This window comes from Rhodospirillales bacterium (assembly GCA_016712595.1).
Lineage (GTDB): Bacteria > Pseudomonadota > Alphaproteobacteria > Rhodospirillales > Defluviicoccaceae > Defluviicoccus.
The window spans coordinates 705609-720352 of sequence record JADJQT010000001.1 but is presented as its reverse complement, the minus strand read 5'-3'; the positions used below and the strand labels follow the sequence as shown (position 1 = coordinate 720352).

At 63.2% G+C, this 14744-nt stretch carries 19 protein-coding genes and 2 pseudogenes; 16 read left to right on the top strand and 5 right to left on the bottom strand.

The genetic code is table 11. The features are described from left to right. Positions 1 to 4 precede the first annotated feature (4 nt). On the bottom strand, positions 5 to 865 hold the full coding sequence (locus IPK66_03210) for a site-specific integrase (GenBank protein ID MBK8174307.1): 861 nt from the start codon (positions 863 to 865) through the stop codon (positions 5 to 7). A 265-nt stretch (positions 866 to 1130) separates the two neighbouring features. On the opposite strand from IPK66_03210, the gene IPK66_03205 reads away from it, so the two are divergent. The 12 genes and pseudogenes from IPK66_03205 (at position 1131) to IPK66_03150 (ending at position 9272) form a co-directional block, all read left to right on the top strand. Continuing rightward, positions 1131 to 2156, top strand: a complete 1026-nt coding sequence (locus IPK66_03205; GenBank protein MBK8174306.1) for an IS110 family transposase — start codon at positions 1131 to 1133, stop codon at positions 2154 to 2156. Between the two features lie 296 nt (positions 2157 to 2452). Continuing rightward, positions 2453 to 3412 (top strand): annotated as a pseudogene (locus tag IPK66_03200) (IS630 family transposase). A gap of 80 nt (positions 3413 to 3492) precedes the next feature. Continuing rightward, a complete protein-coding gene (locus IPK66_03195; GenBank protein MBK8174305.1) occupies positions 3493 to 3930 on the top strand; it encodes a helix-turn-helix domain-containing protein in 438 nt (145 codons plus the stop codon). Positions 3931 to 4092: 162 nt separating this feature from the next. Then, positions 4093 to 4545, top strand: a complete 453-nt coding sequence (locus IPK66_03190; GenBank protein MBK8174304.1) for a transposase — start codon at positions 4093 to 4095, stop codon at positions 4543 to 4545. Positions 4546 to 4920: 375 nt separating this feature from the next. Continuing rightward, positions 4921 to 5079: a hypothetical protein gene (locus IPK66_03185; GenBank protein ID MBK8174303.1), complete on the top strand. Its 159-nt coding sequence runs from the start codon at positions 4921 to 4923 to the stop codon at positions 5077 to 5079. 238 nt (positions 5080 to 5317) lie between these two features. Continuing rightward, positions 5318 to 5917: an imidazoleglycerol-phosphate dehydratase HisB gene (gene hisB / locus IPK66_03180; GenBank protein MBK8174302.1), complete on the top strand. Its 600-nt coding sequence runs from the start codon at positions 5318 to 5320 to the stop codon at positions 5915 to 5917. Between the two features lie 58 nt (positions 5918 to 5975). Beyond that, complete coding sequence (locus IPK66_03175; GenBank protein ID MBK8174301.1) at positions 5976 to 6368, top strand: DUF2628 domain-containing protein; 393 nt, start codon at positions 5976 to 5978, stop codon at positions 6366 to 6368. Beyond that, on the top strand, positions 6365 to 7009 hold the full coding sequence (gene hisH, locus IPK66_03170; GenBank protein ID MBK8174300.1) for an imidazole glycerol phosphate synthase subunit HisH: 645 nt from the start codon (positions 6365 to 6367) through the stop codon (positions 7007 to 7009). The genes IPK66_03175 and hisH overlap by 4 nt, the downstream gene beginning before the upstream one ends. After that, a complete protein-coding gene (gene hisA / locus IPK66_03165) occupies positions 7006 to 7761 on the top strand; it encodes a 1-(5-phosphoribosyl)-5-[(5-phosphoribosylamino)methylideneamino]imidazole-4-carboxamide isomerase (protein MBK8174299.1) in 756 nt (251 codons plus the stop codon). Before hisH ends, hisA begins: the two co-directional genes overlap by 4 nt. Further along, positions 7755 to 8537 carry an imidazole glycerol phosphate synthase subunit HisF gene (gene hisF / locus IPK66_03160; protein ID MBK8174298.1) on the top strand — a complete coding sequence of 261 codons (783 nt, stop codon included), beginning with the start codon at positions 7755 to 7757 and terminating at the stop codon, positions 8535 to 8537. Before hisA ends, hisF begins: the two co-directional genes overlap by 7 nt. Continuing rightward, a complete protein-coding gene (locus IPK66_03155) occupies positions 8534 to 8875 on the top strand; it encodes a phosphoribosyl-ATP diphosphatase (protein ID MBK8174297.1) in 342 nt (113 codons plus the stop codon). Before hisF ends, IPK66_03155 begins: the two co-directional genes overlap by 4 nt. A gap of 31 nt (positions 8876 to 8906) precedes the next feature. Further along, the gene (locus IPK66_03150) at positions 8907 to 9272 is read left to right on the top strand and encodes a histidine triad nucleotide-binding protein (GenBank protein MBK8174296.1); all 366 of its coding nucleotides are present in this window, start codon (positions 8907 to 8909) and stop codon (positions 9270 to 9272) included. Between the two features lie 97 nt (positions 9273 to 9369). Here the strand turns inward: IPK66_03150 and IPK66_03145 are convergent, their stop codons facing one another. Continuing rightward, entirely contained in the window at positions 9370 to 9780 is a 411-nt protein-coding gene (locus tag IPK66_03145) for a hypothetical protein (protein MBK8174295.1), read from the bottom strand. Positions 9781 to 9970: 190 nt separating this feature from the next. Here IPK66_03145 and pyrF point away from each other — a divergent pair, with 190 nt between their 5' ends. Continuing rightward, the gene (gene pyrF / locus IPK66_03140; protein MBK8174294.1) at positions 9971 to 10702 is read left to right on the top strand and encodes an orotidine-5'-phosphate decarboxylase; all 732 of its coding nucleotides are present in this window, start codon (positions 9971 to 9973) and stop codon (positions 10700 to 10702) included. Here pyrF and IPK66_03135 read toward each other — a convergent pair. The 3 genes and pseudogenes from IPK66_03135 to pgeF form a co-directional block, all read right to left on the bottom strand. Next, the gene (locus tag IPK66_03135; protein MBK8174293.1) at positions 10692 to 11627 is read right to left on the bottom strand and encodes a sterol desaturase family protein; all 936 of its coding nucleotides are present in this window, start codon (positions 11625 to 11627) and stop codon (positions 10692 to 10694) included. The genes pyrF and IPK66_03135 overlap by 11 nt on opposite strands. A 117-nt stretch (positions 11628 to 11744) precedes the next feature. Then, positions 11745 to 11854, bottom strand: a pseudogene (locus IPK66_03130) (IS5/IS1182 family transposase). A 242-nt stretch (positions 11855 to 12096) separates the two neighbouring features. Then, on the bottom strand, positions 12097 to 12873 hold the full coding sequence (gene pgeF / locus IPK66_03125; protein ID MBK8174292.1) for a peptidoglycan editing factor PgeF: 777 nt from the start codon (positions 12871 to 12873) through the stop codon (positions 12097 to 12099). A gap of 174 nt (positions 12874 to 13047) precedes the next feature. On the opposite strand from pgeF, the gene IPK66_03120 reads away from it, so the two are divergent. The 3 genes from IPK66_03120 (at position 13048) to IPK66_03110 (ending at position 14740) form a co-directional block, all read left to right on the top strand. After that, complete coding sequence (locus IPK66_03120) at positions 13048 to 13467, top strand: hemerythrin family protein (protein ID MBK8174291.1); 420 nt, start codon at positions 13048 to 13050, stop codon at positions 13465 to 13467. A 152-nt stretch (positions 13468 to 13619) separates the two neighbouring features. Then, positions 13620 to 14039 carry a hemerythrin family protein gene (locus IPK66_03115; GenBank protein ID MBK8174290.1) on the top strand — a complete coding sequence of 140 codons (420 nt, stop codon included), beginning with the start codon at positions 13620 to 13622 and terminating at the stop codon, positions 14037 to 14039. A gap of 281 nt (positions 14040 to 14320) precedes the next feature. Further along, positions 14321 to 14740, top strand: coding sequence for a hemerythrin family protein (locus IPK66_03110; protein MBK8174289.1), 420 nt, complete (start codon positions 14321 to 14323; stop codon positions 14738 to 14740). Positions 14741 to 14744: the final 4 nt, after the last annotated feature.

Sequence of the window (14744 nt, the reverse complement as noted above, 5' to 3'; positions counted from 1 at the left end):
CGGATCAGGCGGGCGGCACGACCTCCAGCGTGAGGCGGTCGAGCGGGCTCTGCGTATGCCGGATCAGGCCGTTCGAGACCCGCGTGTAGCGCGCCGTGCTCGACAGGTTGGCATGGCCAAGCAGCACCTGGATGATGCGGGTGTCGGTGCCGTTCTCCAGCAGGTGGGTGGCGAAGCTGTGCCGCAGCGTGTGCACCGTCACCCGCTTCGCAAGTCCGGCCGCGGCGCAGGCGGAGCGGCAGGCCGCATGCAGCACCTGGACGTCGACCGGCTTCGTCTCATCGCGGCCGGGGAACAGCCAGTGGCTGGGCCGGGCCAGACGCCAGTAGGTGCGCAGGATGCCCAGAAGCTGGGCCGACAGCATGACGGTGCGGTCCTTGCCGCCCTTGCCATGCTCGACCCGGATCACCATCCGCGCGCTGTCGATATCAGCAAGCTTCAGACCGACCGCCTCGGACGCCCGCAGCCCCGCCGCATAGGCCGTCGTCAACGCCACGCGGGTCTTCAGGCTCGGCACCGCCTCGAGAAAGCGCACCACTTCATCGGCATTCAGCACCACCGGCAGCGTGCGCGGCTCGCGTGCATAAGGGATGCGCTCCGGGATCTCACCGTGCCCCAGCGTGACGCCGTAGAAGAACCGCAGCGCACACACCGTCTGGTTCAGCGCCGGCCACGAAATGCCGGTCGACACCAGATGGACCTGGAACGCCCGCACGTCCTCCAGGCCAAGCTGGTCCGGCGAGCGACCAAAGTGGCCGCTGAACTTGCTGACCGCGTGAAGATAGGATCGTTGCGTCGCCAATGACAGATTGCGGACGGTCATGTCCTCGACCATGCGGCGGCGCAGAGGGCTCATCTCGGCCATCGCGGTGCTCCTGTCTGAGGATCGGGCTTCAACACGCCGTAATCCTCCCAGACGGGAGCCGCCCCCGCTAACCGATCACCCCACTCCCACGACACCGGGTTCGTTCAATCCCCACCGATCACATGAATGTCCACAGACCCTAGAGCGGTTTCACGGTGAGTAGAATCTGGATTCCCCCGGGGGGGGGGGTTGTGTGATTATGGGATGGCCCGCCCCTTTCTGCGGCATCCGGTAGGATGGCGCCTTGAGGAAGGAGGGGACGGGCATGGACATCGCGGTTCTGGGGATTGATCTGGGTAAGAACGTCTGCAGTGTTGTGGGGCTGGACGGGTCCGGTCGGGTGATGCTGCGGCGGCGGGTGCGGCGCGAGATGCTGGAGCGGCTGGTTGACGGGTTGCCGCGGTGCGTTGTGGCGATGGAGGCCTGCTGTGGGGCGCACCATCTCGGGCGGGTGTTTGGCGGCCAGGGCCATGAGGTTCGGCTGATGTCGCCGGAATACGTGCGTCCGTACGTCAAGGCGCAGAAGAACGACGACCGCGACGCCGAGGCCATTGCGGAAGCGGCGACGCGGCCGACGATGCGGTTTGTGCCGGTGAAGAGCGTGGCGCAGTCCGACGTGCAGGCGCTGCATCGGGGGCGCGAGCGGCTGGTGGCGGAGCGCACGGCGCTGATCAACCATCTGCGCGCTCTGTTGCTGGAGCGCGGGATCACTGTCCCGCAAGGTCGCGGAAAGCTGGCGGTGGAGCTGTGCACCTTCGCCGACGAGGACGACAGCCGGTTGAGCCCGCGCATCCGGCTGCTGATCGAGGATTTGCGTCGCGAATGGCGGACCCTCGACGAGCGGATTGCCGGCTTCGATGCGGAATTCGCGGCGCTGGCGCGCGAAGACGAGGCGGCGCGCCGGCTGATGACGATCCCCGGCATAGGCACGATCAATGCCACGGCGCTGGCGGCGGCGGTGGGCGATGCCCGGACCTTCGGGCGTGGACGCGACATGGCGGCATGGCTGGGTCTGACGCCGCGACAGCGGACCACCGGCGGCAAGCCGCATCTGCTCGGGATCAGCAAGCGCGGCAACCGCTACCTGCGCAAGAACCTGATTCATGGCGCGCGAGCGGTTCTGCCGCGGCTCGCTGATCAGCCGACGCCGCTGGGAAGATGGGCGCGGGGCTTGCTGGCGCGCGCGCCGAAGAACGTCGCCATCGTCGCCTTGGCCAATAAGCTGGCGCGGATCGTCTGGGCGGTGCTTGCCCATGGCCGGGCTTACGACGCGGAGCTTGCCGCGGCATGAAGATCCGGGGACGGTACGCGCGTCGCAGTGACGACCGGCCGACGGTGTCTGCGGGTGGTGGAAAGGAAGATGGCCTGACAGTCGAACGGCAGCCTGTAACCCTGGCCCATTGAACGGTCGATCGAGGCCGTTGTGATTATGAGGACCAAGCTGCGCGGATCTCCATCTTGGCCGGGCAAAACCCGAGACCGGATACGTTGACGCAGACTGGACAGCGCCAAAGTCCGAAACACCCCTTGCGGACGGGGCGGGCCATACGTTCATCGGTTTCCGGTTTTGGTGGGCCGGAGGCGGCGATGGGTTGGCGTCGAGGGCAGTCGTATTCGCAGGACCTGCGCGAGCGGGTGCTGGCGGCGGTCGATGGCGGGATGACGGCAGCCGACGCGGCGGCGCTGTTCCGGGTGAGCGTGTCTTACATCTACAAGGCGCGGCTGCGGCGGATGCGGACCGGCGAGACGACGGCGCGGCCGCAGCGCTGCCATCTTGCCCGCAAGCTGGCGGTCCACCACGAGGCGATCAGCGCTGAGGTCGCGGCGCGGCCCGACGTGACGCTGGCCGAGCTGCGCGCCTGGCTTTCGGAAAAGCACGGCGTTACCACCAGCATCGGTGGGCTGTGGAATACCCTCGACCGGCTCGGGCTGACGCTCAAAAAAACCGCGGCATGCCGCCGAGCAGGAGCGCGCTGACGTTGCCGCCGCCGGCGACGCCTGGCGACAGCGGCAGCCGAAACTGAACCCCGCACGCCTGGTGTTCATCGACGAGACCTGGGCGACCACCAACATGGCACGCACCTGCGGGCGTTGCCGGCGCGGCCAGCGGCTGCGCGCCGCCGTCCCGCACGGCCACTGGAAAACCTCGACCTTCGTCGCCGCCCTGCGCAGCAACGGCATCACCGCCCCTTTCGTCATCGACGGCGCCATTAACGGACGCGTCTTTCGCACTTACGTCGAGGAGGTTCTGGCTCCATGCCTCGCCGAAGGCGACGTCGTCGTCATGGACAATCTCGGCGCGCACAAGGTCGAAGGTGTCCGCCAAGCGATCGAAGCCGTGGCGCCAGCGTCCTCTACCTGCCACCCTATTCTCCGGACCTCAATCCCATCGAGCAGGTCTTCGCCAAGCTCAAGCAACTCCTCAGAACTGCCGCTGCCCGCACCATCAACGACCTCTGGACCAAAATCAGAAGCCTCCTCGACAGCTTCTCCTCCAGGGAATGCACAAACTACATCACCAATTGCGGATATCGACAGTCATCGTGAAATCGCCCTAAGCAGGATTCCCTTGGGCGATCCACATATGGCAGGCTCTGGTGGAGGGATCACTGGATTTTGGTGTTGTCATGGCGGGTCGTCCTCGGGTGGTGGCGACGGCGGAGCAGTGCGAGGAGTTGCGTGCGCTGGCCGGTTCGCCGGATCGGGCGGAAGCGGATCGGGCGCGGTCGATTTTGTTGTCGCTGCAGGGTTGGTCGAGCGCTCGGATTGCCGAAGCGTTTTCGGTCGAGCCGAACAGCGTGCGCCATTGGCGCTGGACGTTCGGTCGCGAGGGGGTGGCGGGCCTGCGCGCCCGCAAGGCACCGGGGCCGGAGCCGGTGAAGGCGCGGGCGGCGCTGGCGGTGGTCTCGGCAGTGCTGACGGACGAGGTTGCCGATCGGCGGAACTGGACGCTGCCGCGGTTGCAGAACGAGATCGAGCGGCGCACCGGCGAGCGGATTTCCAAGTCGCGGCTGAGCGTGGTGATGCGCAAAAAGGGGGCTGGCGGCGACCCCGGCACACGCTGAAGGGGCGGCAGGACGCCCAGGCCGGTCGATCGCTCCGGCCTGCGGCTTCGTCTGCTGAAGCAGCAGGCCCAGGCCGGCGACATCGTGCTGCTGTTCGAAGACGAGTCCGAGGCGCTCACCCATCCTTATCTCGCGCATGTGTAGGCCGGGCGCGGCGCCGACCTGCGCGTCGCAGCGCCCGGCCAAGCGCGCAAGGTGGCGATGATCGGCGCGCTCGACTTCGCGGCCGGCACGCTGGTCGTCGAGACCAGCCGGAGCAAGCGAAGCAGCGATTTCATCGCTCTGCTGACGCGGCTCGACGAGCTCCATGGCCCGCGCCCCGGCCGACCGACGAAGCCGGTCGTGCTCGTCATCGACAACGGTCCCATTCATACCAGCAAGGCGTCGCGTGCCGCCCTCGCCGCGCGGCCATGGCTGTGCGTCGAATGGCTGCCGAGGTACGCCCCCGAGTTGAACGACATCGAACATGCTTGGCGTGACCTGAAGCGGCATTTCCTCGCCCATCAGACCTTCCGAGACCTCGACCATCTCGACCGCGCCATCCATGCTGCCGTCACTGACCTCAACAACGAACGCCAATCCAAAACGTGTGCAAACCTACGAATCGCTGCTTAGGCTCCGAGCTCATTAGCTCGGATATCATTGCGTTCTACGAACTCATCAAGAATGCCTTCGACGCCGGCTCGCGCACCGGCGCAGACATTCGCTTTCAGATCGCCATGCGGAGGAATGACTACCTTCGCATCCGCGACAGGGCGCAGTTGCTCAGCGGGGAGGAGGCCTAGCCTATTCGGTAGCATCGAGAATGCTCCTGTGTAGGTGTTTCTCACGGCATTTGATGGATCGGGTTGACGGGAAGCATTTCGGGGCGGTTGTCCATCGTTTACGGATGGACCCGTACGGTGTGATCCCGTTCAAGGTCTTGAGACGGCGGGCTAAGTTAGATGTGGCCGCATTGAACGACTGATGCGGTGCCACGGCATCCGCGCGGTGACGCATCGCCGCGTTCGGGGGCTCACCCCCGACAGCAAGCATGGCCTGCCGATCGCCGGCGATCTCCTCGGTCAGACATTCCTCATCACCCGGCCGAACTCGTCCACCGTACTCGTCCCCCGCACCCCCGAACAGGCGGAACTTCAGAGCGCATAACCCGCTGACCATTCTTCCGGGGGAAGATCAGGTGCCCGAAAACCTGGATTTGCATGCGAAAAGGTGCTTCATGGTGATCGCCCATGATCTTGATGACGCCGGATATAACTGTGCGTCGCGCACGCGGGTTCCGGCGAAGACCGAGTGGGGCAGCGATGTCGACCATCGAGGTGATCAACTCTCGGTGGCCGAATGGATCTGCGTTCGGCTATAAGCCAGCATTTTCGGGAGCTGTGAAATGCGTCGAGCTGTCGTCCAGCGACGAACAAAGGAAACCGACGTTTCGGCGACGGTCGATCTGGACGGAACCGGCTGTTATGACGTCGCCTGCGGGATTGGCTTTCTCGATCACATGCTCGAACAGCTCTCTCGACATAGCCTGTTCGATATCTCGCTGCGAGGCAGGGGCGATTTGCACATCGATGCGCACCATACCGCCGAGGACACGGCGATCGTTCTCGGCCAAGCATTCGCGCAAGCGCTGGGAGACCGCACCGGCATCTGTCGTTTTGGGCAGGCGCTGTCGGCGATGGACGAGGCCTTAACGCGCGTCGTCGTCGATGCATCGGGGCGACCGTTCATGGTCTGGCGAGTGGGGTTCTCGCAGCCAAAGCTGGGTGGGCTCGATACCGAACTGATTGGCCACTGGTTTCAGACATTGGCGCATAATGCGGGGTTGACGCTGCACGTCGAATTGCTCTACGGCACCAACAACCATCACATCTGCGAATCGTGCTTTAAGGGGCTGGCGCGCGCGCTTCGAGCCGCCTTCGCGATTGATCCGCTGCGATCCGACGCCGTGCCATCGACCAAGGGTGTTCTGGGAGGCTCTCTATGACGGCCGCTCCCATCATCCTCGAATATTGTTCGTTGCATCCGCGTGGCCGGTGCTAGCCATGCGCATCTATACCGTGCATGTGCGCCGGCCGCTGGGCGATCCCGCGCATGACGTCTGTCTGGTCAAGGAAGGTTTTTGTTGGCCAGCGTTCCTCTTTACGACATTTTGGGCTCTCGGTGCCCGGTTGTGGTTGATCGCACTCGCACTGTTGATCGTTCAAGCTGCGGTTGATGCAGGCCTGAGCATCCTCGGGATTGAGCCGGGAATGCGCGTCGTGGCGAGTGTGGCAGTGGCGGTGATCGCAGGCCTCGTCGGCAACGACTTAAGGCGCTGGACGCTGGTCCGCCGCGGGTTTCAGCAGATTGCCGTGGTCACCGGCAGGGATCGCGACGCGGCCGAATGCCGCTTCTGGTCGCAACGCCCGCAACTCCTGTCAGGCGTACCGCGATGAACGTCGTCATCGTCGATTATGGGTCGGGAAACCTGCGTTCAGCCGCCAAGGCGTTCGAGCGCACGGTCGCCGATGATGGGCTCGACGTTGCCGTTCGCGTAACCAGCGAACCCGCCGATGTCGCGAACGCCGATCACATCGTGCTACCGGGGGTGGGCGCATTCGCCGATTGCCGCCGAGGTCTCGATGCGCTGCCGGGCATGGTCGACGCACTGGAGTACACAGTGATCGGGCGCGGTAGGCCGTTCCTCGGTATCTGCGTCGGCATGCAACTCATGGCGCGCGTCGGCCTCGAGCACGGCGTACACGCGGGCCTCGGCTGGCTCGACGGCGAGGTTGCGCTGCTGCCGGCGGCGGCGAACGGGCTTAAGATTCCGCACATGGGCTGGAACGATCTCGTGCTGCACGATTCTGACCACCCACTGCTTTACGGCCTGGATCACGGTGCCCACGCTTACTTTGTCCACTCGTACGCGTTGCGCACGGAGCAGGCGTCATCGGTGCTTGCCCACGTCGATTACGGCGGCCCGGTCACCGCGATTGTCGGCAGCGGCAACCTGGTCGGAACGCAATTCCATCCGGAGAAGAGCCAAGCAACGGGCTTGCGGCTCATCTCGAATTTCCTGAGGTGGCGGCCTTGATTTTTTTTCCCGCAATCGACCTGAAGGATGGCCGGTGCGTCCGCCTACGCCGCGGCGACATGCAGACGGCGACGGTGTTCAACGAGGATCCCGCCGATCAGGCGCGTGTTTTCTCCCGGGCGGGATGTCAGTGGCTTCATGTCGTCGATCTCGACGGCGCCTTTGCCGGCCGGCCAGTGAACACCCGCGCCGTTGACGCGATTCTCAACGCCGTCGACCTTCCGGTGCAACTGGGTGGCGGCATCCGGACTCTCGCCACCGCCTCCGACTGGCTGAGCCGCGGCGTACGCCGCGTTATCCTCGGCACGCTGGCGCTGCGATATCCGGATCTCGTCCGCTCCGCGTGCGCCGATTTTCCCGGGCGTATCGCCGTCGGCATTGATGCCCGTGACGGGCGGGTCGCGGTTCAGGGCTGGTCCGAGCAGTCGGAGATTTCTGCCTTCGATCTTGCCCGCCGATTCGAAGACGCCGGCGTTGCTGCCATCATATTCACCGATATCGGGCGCGACGGCGTTATGGGAGGGCCCAACATCGAAGCGACGGCTGATCTCGCGCGGGCCATCTCGATTCCGGTTATCCTGTCGGGGGGGATCTCTTCGCTCGATGATCTGCACGCGGTCAAGGCGAACGGGGATGGCATCGTCGCCGGCGTGGTGTGCGGCCGCGCCCTCTACGATGGTCGGATCGATCCCGCCGAAGCCGTTGCCGTGCTTGCGGCAAGCGGGCGCGAAAACCGGGCGAGCCAATGCTGAAAGTGCGCGTCATCCCGTGCCTGGACGTCAACGGCGGACGCGTGGTCAAGGGCGTGCGCTTTGTCGATCTCGTCGACGCCGGTGATCCGGTCGAGCAGGCACGATTTTACGATGCGGCCGGCGCCGACGAATTGTGCTTTCTCGACATCACCGCCAGTCACGAAGACCGCGAGACGATCTACGACGTCGTCGCGCGAACCGCCGAGCAATGCTTCATGCCCCTGACCGTGGGTGGGGGCGTGAGGGCGACGGAGGACATTCGCAAACTCCTTCTTGCCGGAGCCGATAAGGTATCGATCAACACCGCCGCGGTCAGCCGGCCCGAATTTGTACGCGAGGCCGCAGAAAAGTTCGGCAGCCAGTGCGTCGTTGTTGCGATCGATGCTAAATCGGTCGGAGTGGACCAGTTCGAGGTGTTTACCCACGGCGGCCGCCGCCCGACCGGGATCGATGCCGTCGCTTGGGCGCGGCGTATGGCGGAGTACGGCGCGGGAGAGATTCTGCTTACATCGATGGACCGGGATGGAACAAAGAACGGCTTCGATATCCCGCTCACCCGATCGATCGCAGATGCCGTGGGCGTGCCGGTGATCGCCTCAGGCGGTGTTGGCAGCCTTGACCATCTGATCGATGGCGTCATTGTGGGGCACGCGTCGGCGGTGCTCGCAGCCTCAATCTTTCATTTTGGAACCTTTACGATCGCCGAGGCCAAGGAACACATGGCCCGTGCCGGGATACCGGTTCGTGGCGACGCCGATGGGGGAAGCAGCCAATGAGTGCAGAGCGTCTTGATGGCCGATATCTGGATGACCTGTTCGCTGTAATCGAAAGTCGTCGAGGCGCGGACGCCGCTTCGTCCTATACGGCCCGGTTATTTTCCAAAGGGCGGCTGAAGATCGCCAAGAAGACGGGTGAGGAAGCGGTGGAGGTGGTGATCGCCGCCCTTGCCGAAGGTCGCGATGAGGTGGCCGCCGAAAGCGCCGATCTCCTTTACCACCTGCTGGTCCTGTGGGCTTCCGTCGGTATCAAGCCGCGGGACGTGTGGGCGCAGCTCTCGAAGCGCGAAGGCGTGTCGGGCCTCGCCGAAAAGGCTGCCCGACAGGCGAACAACTGATTTCATTCGGAGCGAAACAGGATAATGCGCGATGGTATACGACGACAGCAACGTATTCGCTAGAATCCTGCGCGGAGAAATTCCGTGCAAACCGGTCTACGAAGACGACTACGCGCTGGCGTTCCATGACATCAACCCAGCCGCGCCGATCCATGTCCTGGTCATCCCAAAAGGGCCATACGTATCACTCGACGATATGTCACGAGACGCCCCTGGCGAATTCATCGGCGGCTTTTTCAAAGCGGTCGGTGAGACTGCGCGCCGCCTCGGCGTGGTCGATCAAGGTTACCGCATTCTGGCGAATAACGGCGCTGACGCTCATCAGGAAGTCCTGCACTTCCACGTCCACATCTTTGCCGGGCGGCCGCTGGGCGGCATGCTCAAGCGCGCGGACTGACGTCGCTGGCAGAGCACGGCAGAACCGGGGCAGATGGGCCGAATTGCGTCGAGAAGTGGCATGAGGGTGTGTTGCGATCCCGCTGGGGGCGCAATGTCTATGCTGGCCCTACTGTAAGCAAGGAACCCTCATAGACATCGCAGGATGTCAATGCCACTTGTTCAAGATACGCGCGAGTATCGAAGGCAACTCCAGTTTGGTAGTAAAAAAATAGAGGCCGCTCGTTCAGGAGAATTTCGTAATAAGGCTCAAACTCGCTAATCGGAAGCCACACTGAAACCCGCGTGCAAAAGTGATTATCTGTCTCTAATTGACCGACAATTGCGCGATTATACCAAGGATCAAAGAGTGTCGAAAAATAGAGCAAGGCTTGCGTGAGTCCACCGCTTGGCTCCGGTGTGCTAAAAACGACAAGCGTTCTGGCTGCATAGGTCTCGATGCCCGCGCTCGTGTTTACCCGCCGCAACTCGGTCCGAACCTCGTACCGATCGACCTGAAAGCGCTGCATCGCGCTGCATCATCCCTTTTTGCGGCGATCAAAACCGTTTAAATGCCCCAAGTTACAACATGCCTCCATCCAGCCGAGGGCTCGATGCCATCATCCCGTCAGGACAGCCAAGGATATGTGAACCAGGTCACATTCGGCTCTGGCACCCGGGGCGCACTTGTCAAGTCGACCAGTTAACCAAGGATCACCTATGCTCAATTCGGGACTGCTTTCGACCAAACCCATTCCCGCTGACGAACGTCTGATCCTGGCGCTCGATGTTCCAAGCCCGCAAACCGCCTGGCAACTTGTCGAACGCCTCGGACCCCGCGTCCGTTTCTATAAGCTTGGACTTGAACTGTTCATGGCCGGCGGTTACTTCGAACTGATCACCGCCTTGCGCCAGCGCGGCAACCGCGTGTTTGTCGACCTCAAATTCTTTGACGTCCCGCAGACGGTCAGGTCCGCCGTACGTCAGTTGGCGTGTCGTGGCGCCGATTTCGCGACGGTGCACGGAAACGATGCCATCTTGGAGGCCGCCTGCGCCGTCAAGGAAGATTTACGCATTCTCGCCGTGACGGTACTGACCAGTCTGGATGACGCGGACATGCAGGCGTTGGGGTTCCAGACGGACATCCGATCGCTGGTACTATCCCGCGCGCAGCGGGCCCTCGCCATCGGTTGCGACGGGGTCGTCTCGTCCGGGCTTGAAGCCACCCGCCTGCGTCAGGAACTCGGTGACCGTCTGCTGATCGTCGTTCCCGGCATACGCCCCGCGCTCAATCGTCCAACGGATGATCAGAAACGAACAATGGACGTCGAAGAAGCGTTTCTTGCCGGTGCCGATCATATCGTCGTCGGACGGCCGATCCATGGCGCCGCCGATCCGTGTGCTGCCGCGGAAGACATCCAAGCGCGCATTGCCGCCGTGTTCAGCGCTTAATCATAGGGTCCCCGTTCCCAGCCGCTTGGGGTACGGCCACAGTCTCGGCGGCGACGCTGCTTGGTTTCGCGCCGAGACGCTGCTCGCGGTTGATCGCATATCCTGCGGACGGCCCGCGCAAGGGCTGTATCAGCATTCGGTCCAACCACAGATCGCGCCTGTCGCGGAACTGTGCGATGCCGATGGTCATGGCCTCGTGGCCGTCCGTCGGGTGGTCGCGGTAGGTCCCAAGAACGCGATCCCACCACGGCAGATTGAAACCGAAATTGCTGTTCGTCTCGGCCGGATCGATCGAGTGATGCACGCGATGCATGTCGGGGGTCACGATGAACCAACGCAACACCCGGTCAACCCCAGCGGGGATGCGTACGTTGCCGTGATTGAACATCGACGTCGCGTTGAGCACCACTTCGAAGATAAGCACCGCGATCGCGGGTGGCCCGAGCGCCGCGACGACGACGAGCTTGATGCCCATCGACAAAAGGATTTCAATCGGGTGAAAGCGCAGGCCAGTGGTGACGTCAAAATCCAGGTCAGCGTGATGCATTCGATGCAGTCGCCATAGTGCGGGCACGGCATGGAACATGACGTGCTGCAGATAGATCGCAAGGTCGAGTACGAGAACTGAGACGATCAGGCCGAGCCACGCCGGCATACCCACGACATTCAAAAGCCCCCAGCCGCGCTCCTTCGCCACAAGTGCTAGTCCGACAGCAAGAACCGGAACAACGAGGCGCAATGCAATCGTATCGACAACGACGATGCCAAGATTGTTCGTCCAACGGATCGCGCGAGGAAATTGCCGGCGCCGGCGCGGCATCGCATTTTCCCATATCGCCATCGCCGCCAATACCCCGAGGAAAAAGGTGAGACGGATCATCGGTTCATTGGCCAGCAAAAGATCGGTCAAGGTTGTGGGGTCCATGCCGGCTTTGCAGCATCCCAAACAGTTAAGCGCTCGCACCGATGTTTGGGATCAGCTTCCGAAAAATGTCAATCGGCTCTCGCCGTAAGTCAGACGTTAGTTGCTTAGGCTCAGGGCTCATAACCAGAAGATGACGGATACGGCGATGCAGATGGCACTCATGAAGGTGTGGGCGCAACGATCGTAGCGGGTGGCGATGCGGGCCAGTCCTTGAGCCTGCCGAACATGCGCCCGATGGACTGAAGTGGACCCCGAATTTGGGACCAGTGGCTTGATTGGAGCGAGGTCGGCTCCGTCGTGGTAGACGGAGACGATGATGAAGAAGCCGAGACGGAAGCTCGATGCGGCATTGGCGGCGACTCAGCCTGCGAACATGCACATCGCCACCAGCGCCACCAGCACGAAGGCCATCAGCAGGATGAGGTGTGGCATCGATGTTGCGCTCCGCCTGGATCGCCGCCCGCCCCGGTCACGGCAGCAGCGTGATCGCCGAGAGCATGCGGCCATAGTCATTGCCGCCGGCGAGGGTGACGCGGCGGTAGCTGAAGAAGCGGTCGTCGGCGAAGGTATCGTGGGGCAGGATCTCGAGTGTACGCACGCCGAGCGCTCCGAGCTTGCGGGCAACGAACCGGGCGAGATCGAACCGGTAGCGCTGCGGGTCCTCATGGGGCGGAACGCCCGGGCGGAAGAACGTATCGGCGCCGGGATCATCGGCGAGGAAGGCATCGCGAAACTCGGCGCCGACCTCGTAGGAGTCCTGGCGGATGCACGGGCCGACGACGGCCCGAATCGAGCTCAGGCGCGCTCCGCAGCCGAGCATTGCTTCGATTGTCGCCGCGAGCACCCCGCCCTTGGCCCCCCGCCAGCCGGCGTGGGCGGCACCGATCACCTTGGTGTCGGGATCGGCGAGCAGCACCGGTGCGCAGTCGGCGGTGAGAATGCCCAGCGCCAGCCCCGGGGTGCGTGTCACCAGGGCGTCGAGTTGCGGGCGGGCGTCGGCCGGCCAGGGAGCTTCGACGACCGCGGCATAGGGCGAATGCACCTGGTAGGCGGTGATCAGCGCGTCGTCCGCGGCGCCAAGGCCGCGCATGGCGCGGCGGCGATTCTCTCGGACCCGATCCGGATCGTCGGCCGAGCCGAGGCCGCAGTTCAGCGATGCGTATGGCCCGTCGCTGATACCGCCCTCGCGGGTGAAGAAACCGTGGCGAATTGCCGGACTGCCGGACAGTGAATCGGCGCTCAACATCGACGGCACTGAGGATTGGCGCATCAAGATGACCTCCTGTCCTCGCGCCTCGCGCAACGCTCCGTTGCTGAATTCACACTGTTCATTTGTTTTTGCATGTGCTTACAATAATGGTGCAATTGCAAAAGAGTCAGCAACGGCTGACCGAACGGGATCAAAACGAGGGAACAATCCATGACACTGCTTCGCTGGCGAGACAGCCTATCGCTCGATGTTCCCCGGGTCGATAATGATCATAAGCGGCTGTTCGAGCTTCTCAACCGTGTACGGTTTCTCGACCTTGCCGGCGACGACCCGCAGGCGATCGGCGACGCGCTCAGCGAACTCCTGCTCTATACGCAAACGCACTTCCGTCGCGAGGAGCAGCTCATGGAACTGGGGGGCTATCCAGGCCTCGCCGGACATCGGCGGGCGCACCAGCAGTTCACCGCGAAGGTCGCTGAGATTGTCGCCCTCTTCCATACCGACCCGCAGGCCGTCCGCGTCCATGACTTATATGATCTGATGGCCGACTGGCTGGTCGATCACGTTCTCGGCGCGGACATGCAACTCAAGCCGTGGATTGCCCATCTCGCGGACGCCCAGGCCGCCTGAAGTTTGGCGCTGACGAAAAGGCACCTTGAACCAAACAAATTATATAAGGCCGCACATCGCGATTCCAGATTGGTCATTGCCCTGGCGGCGCACGAAAAAATCGAAAACGCGATCGGCGAATCGGCCGGCGACGCAGGTGAGGAACATCCAGGATGGCACTGTTACATTGGCGTGAGAATCTGAGTGTCGGCGTTCCAGCGATCGACAAGGACCACCGGCAACTCATCGACGCGCTCAACCAGCTGCACGTGAGCGTCGTGCTCGCCGACAACCCGGCGGTAATCGTCGAGGCGATGAGCGCGCTCGTGCACGCGGAAATCGAGCATTTTCGCCGTGAAGAGGCGCTAATGCGGATGGCGAACTATCCCGGCCTTGCCGCGCATAGCGACATTCACCGGCAGATGGCCAAGCGCGCCGGCGACATGGAAGCGAGCTTCCGCAAGCAACTGCACTTGCGGCGGCTGCATACCTTCTGCGGCGGCGTCGCCGACTGGCTACTCCTTCATGTGCTTCAAGAAGACGTCAAGCTCAGGCCGTTCGTCGCCCATCTTCCCGAGGCACAGGCCGCCTGACGAGCGCCGTTCCGGCCCCATCGGTCAGCGGGTCCGCCGCGGCGTCTGCCCTTGTGCGACCCAGGTCTGCCCGCGTGCGATCCGGCGTGCGCGATCCGCATGTTCGCAAGTAGCGTCGTCGAGTGTGCTTTAGGCGCAACGCGCGCATTGCGCAACGCAGCATCAAGGTCTGCGCACTGTATTCCAAAGATTGAATGTGCTCTGATGTCGCTTGCGCAATTGGTGTGCGTGATCGAGCGACGCGGCGCGCTGTCGTGGTAGCGGAAATGAGAGGAACGACGATGGCCTTGCTGCAGTGGCGCGATAGTCTCCGCCTCGGTGTGCCAGCCGTCGACGCCGATCACCAGCGCCTCGTCTACTCCCTCAATCGGCTGCATTTTCTCGACGTCTCCGGAGATGACCGGCCAGTAATCGCCAGCGCGGTCGAGGACGTCCTTGACTACACGCGCGAGCATTTCCGACGCGAGGAAATGCTGATGCGCCTTGCCGCGTATCCCGGCTACAAGGCGCACTGTCGCATTCACCGGGACATGGTGATGCGCGCCGCCGAATTGAAGCGGCGCTTTCGTGACGATCCATCCGGTTTCACCGTGGTTACGTTCTATAATCTGATTGCCGACTGGCTGATCCCGCACGTCCTCGAGGAGGACGTGAAAATGAAGCCTTGGATCGAAAAGCTCGACGAGGCCAACGCCGCCTGAGTTG

Coding starts and splice junctions, on each gene's coding strand:
- IPK66_03145 (MBK8174295.1), bottom strand. CDS start 9,780: ATGCAGCGCTTTCAGGTCGATCGGTACGAGGTTCGGACCGAGTTGCGG.
- IPK66_03110 (MBK8174289.1), top strand. CDS start 14,321: ATGGCCTTGCTGCAGTGGCGCGATAGTCTCCGCCTCGGTGTGCCAGCC.
- pyrF (MBK8174294.1), top strand. CDS start 9,971: ATGCTCAATTCGGGACTGCTTTCGACCAAACCCATTCCCGCTGACGAA.
- hisB (MBK8174302.1), top strand. CDS start 5,318: ATGCGTCGAGCTGTCGTCCAGCGACGAACAAAGGAAACCGACGTTTCG.
- IPK66_03120 (MBK8174291.1), top strand. CDS start 13,048: ATGACACTGCTTCGCTGGCGAGACAGCCTATCGCTCGATGTTCCCCGG.
- IPK66_03115 (MBK8174290.1), top strand. CDS start 13,620: ATGGCACTGTTACATTGGCGTGAGAATCTGAGTGTCGGCGTTCCAGCG.
- IPK66_03195 (MBK8174305.1), top strand. CDS start 3,493: ATGGCGGGTCGTCCTCGGGTGGTGGCGACGGCGGAGCAGTGCGAGGAG.
- IPK66_03155 (MBK8174297.1), top strand. CDS start 8,534: ATGAGTGCAGAGCGTCTTGATGGCCGATATCTGGATGACCTGTTCGCT.
- IPK66_03210 (MBK8174307.1), bottom strand. CDS start 865: ATGGCCGAGATGAGCCCTCTGCGCCGCCGCATGGTCGAGGACATGACC.
- hisH (MBK8174300.1), top strand. CDS start 6,365: ATGAACGTCGTCATCGTCGATTATGGGTCGGGAAACCTGCGTTCAGCC.
- IPK66_03150 (MBK8174296.1), top strand. CDS start 8,907: ATGGTATACGACGACAGCAACGTATTCGCTAGAATCCTGCGCGGAGAA.
- IPK66_03175 (MBK8174301.1), top strand. CDS start 5,976: ATGCGCATCTATACCGTGCATGTGCGCCGGCCGCTGGGCGATCCCGCG.
- IPK66_03205 (MBK8174306.1), top strand. CDS start 1,131: ATGGACATCGCGGTTCTGGGGATTGATCTGGGTAAGAACGTCTGCAGT.
- hisF (MBK8174298.1), top strand. CDS start 7,755: ATGCTGAAAGTGCGCGTCATCCCGTGCCTGGACGTCAACGGCGGACGC.
- pgeF (MBK8174292.1), bottom strand. CDS start 12,873: ATGTTGAGCGCCGATTCACTGTCCGGCAGTCCGGCAATTCGCCACGGT.
- IPK66_03135 (MBK8174293.1), bottom strand. CDS start 11,627: ATGGACCCCACAACCTTGACCGATCTTTTGCTGGCCAATGAACCGATG.